This is a genomic window from Streptomyces sp. NPDC048479 (assembly GCF_040651435.1).
Taxonomy (GTDB): domain Bacteria; phylum Actinomycetota; class Actinomycetes; order Streptomycetales; family Streptomycetaceae; genus Streptomyces.
On the sequence record NZ_JBEZKA010000105.1, the window covers coordinates 1 to 2,216 of the forward strand.

The 2,216-nt window shown below is 64.6% G+C and carries 1 protein-coding gene and 1 pseudogene; both read right to left on the reverse strand.

Features of this window, described 5'->3' with window-relative positions; all coding sequences use genetic code 11:
- Positions 1-647: 647 nt before the first annotated feature.
- On the reverse strand, positions 648-1,139 hold the full coding sequence (locus tag AB0D12_RS41165; protein WP_362695189.1) for a hypothetical protein: 492 nt from the start codon (positions 1,137-1,139) through the stop codon (positions 648-650).
- A 766-nt stretch (positions 1,140-1,905) separates the two neighbouring features.
- Positions 1,906-2,060 (reverse strand): annotated as a pseudogene (locus AB0D12_RS41170) (IS701 family transposase); the annotation flags it as partial.
- Positions 2,061-2,216 lie beyond the last annotated feature (156 nt).

The window sequence follows — 2,216 nt, forward strand, 5'->3', positions numbered from 1 at the left end:
CGCGACGTCCTTGAACGTCCGCCTGCCCGCCGAGGCCCGCCACAACACGATCGCGTCGGACCGGAACTCCGGACTGTACTTCGAGGGCCGTGCCACGTAGATCTACACCTTCCAGGATCAACAAGATCCATTATCAGGCGTGTCCACACCACGGGGATCACCTCACGGAAGGCCGCGCCGAGTGGGTGGTCACGCCGCATTCTGCGGCCAGCCACGATGCGTGCCGAGGCAACGTCCGTACGGGCCCCCGCCTCCACGCTGTCGTCCAGCATCTGCTCCAGCGCTCCAGGTCTGCCCAGTTCACCTTCGGTGGCTGTTCGCTGCGGGGCGCATCCGCCATCGCACTCGTGCGGTGCACCGCCCTGCGGACCGTCACCGGGTGAACCTCCAGGATGGAGGCAACCTCAGGCGATCGCCGCCATTTCCGCCTTCACGGCCTGGAGGCCGTGAAGGCGGGACGCTGCGCGGCTGCAACGACAAACGGCATTGCATGCGGCCTCGTGCCTCGAGGTGGCTGAGAGTACGGCCACTTGGGCCAGGGCCCTCGCGGCCGTGCTCACCAGCGCCTGTCCTCCCGGAGAATCTCTCGGACTCAACTCAGGAGACCAGATGCGGCTGGCGCCGAGATCACCTGCGGCTCCGCGTCGTCACGGCGCGAGCCACTCCGCCTGGAGCTTCGGATATAGCTCGAGTGAGCCGCCAAAGCTGCGTGAGGTAGCGTCTACTCCGGTGTTCTGGTAGACGGCAAGCTGGATGCGGTCTCCGACGTTCAGGTTACGAATCACGGACACCTCCTGGGTCGTTAGACTTCCAAAAATGGGCTGCTGCGGTACTTGTCCGATGGTTTCGGCGTCCTGCAGGTCGAATGCCACAGCAGCGCCGTTGACAAGGATGCTTACCCGACGACCCGTCGCAACGTTTGGACTGTAAGTCCAAGCGATCCTTGACTTGAGGAGGTAGCGCCCACTGGTGGTGACCACCAGACTTGAGTGCGTCGGATCGAACACCATGTTGGTGGCGTAATCGACACCGTTGAAGTCGATGAGCGTATCGGTGTCGTTCGGGATGGTCTGATCGAAATTCCTGAAGGCGCTCGCGCCGATGTTGACTGTCGTACCTGCGGGTCCTGTGGCACCCACACCCGTGGGTCCTGTGGCGCCGGTCGCACCTGCAAGTCCTGTGGCGCCGGTCGGCCCGGTGGCACCCACACCCGTGGGTCCTGTGGCGCCGGTCGCACCTGCGGGTCCTGTGGCGCCGGTCGGCCCGGTGGCACCCACACCCGTGGGTGCTGTGGCGCCGGTCGCACCTGCAAGTCCTGTGGCGCCGGTCGGCCCGGTGGCACCCACACCCGTGGGTCCTGTGGCGCCGGTCGCGCCCGTGGGTCCTGTGGCCCCAGTCGGTCCCCGCCGGCAGCCATTCCTGTCGCCTGACTGTGGCCCGACCTGATAGCGCTTGGGCCCTTCTTTGCACTTGTCGCGTTCGCTGACCGCATGACCAGTCACGCTCGGGCGACCCCCGACGCTTTGAGCAGTGGCCGCAGCCGGACCGAATACACCGGCAGACAGCACCAGTGCTAGCGAGGCGATCGCGCTACCGGCCATCCACTTGTCTCGACGCGGCAGCGGCCCCAACCGGGGCGCCGTCCTGCGCTCAGAATTCATCCACTTACTCCCCTATTCTCGCCGGTTGGGGCTTATACCTGCCCGAGATGCAAGAGAAAGGTTGCCATGGTGTGCCCGATTCATAGCGCAGGCGGTGCAAAACGCGCAGAATGTCATTCGAACCGACAGAGGTCGCGCGGATTGAGGGCAGGCGAAGCTGGCTGAAGACGAGACAGGCACAGGTTTCCGTGATCATGGAGTTGCGACGCTCTGTGATCATCGGGGAGGCCTGTGCCTGCACTGCCCAGCCATTCTTCCGTTCCAGCGGAGCGATCAGCCCCCGCATATAGGCAAGCGCCGACTCTCGCGGCTCAGTCCTGTTGAACCGATGCACGAACCGCTCCTGCAACGGTCCAACTCACCCGCCCACAACCTGACATCAGCAAGGTCCCCACCCATAACCACACCAACGACCGCCCTGGCCAACAGTCACGGCATAGACCGTTGCAGTACTAATGCTGAGTGAGGGGCCCTGGGCTTCTCGGACAGCGGTGTTGAGGGTTCTCGTTATGCCGCTGCCTGCAACTCCTCGTACTCGGCGTGGACTTCTGCGGG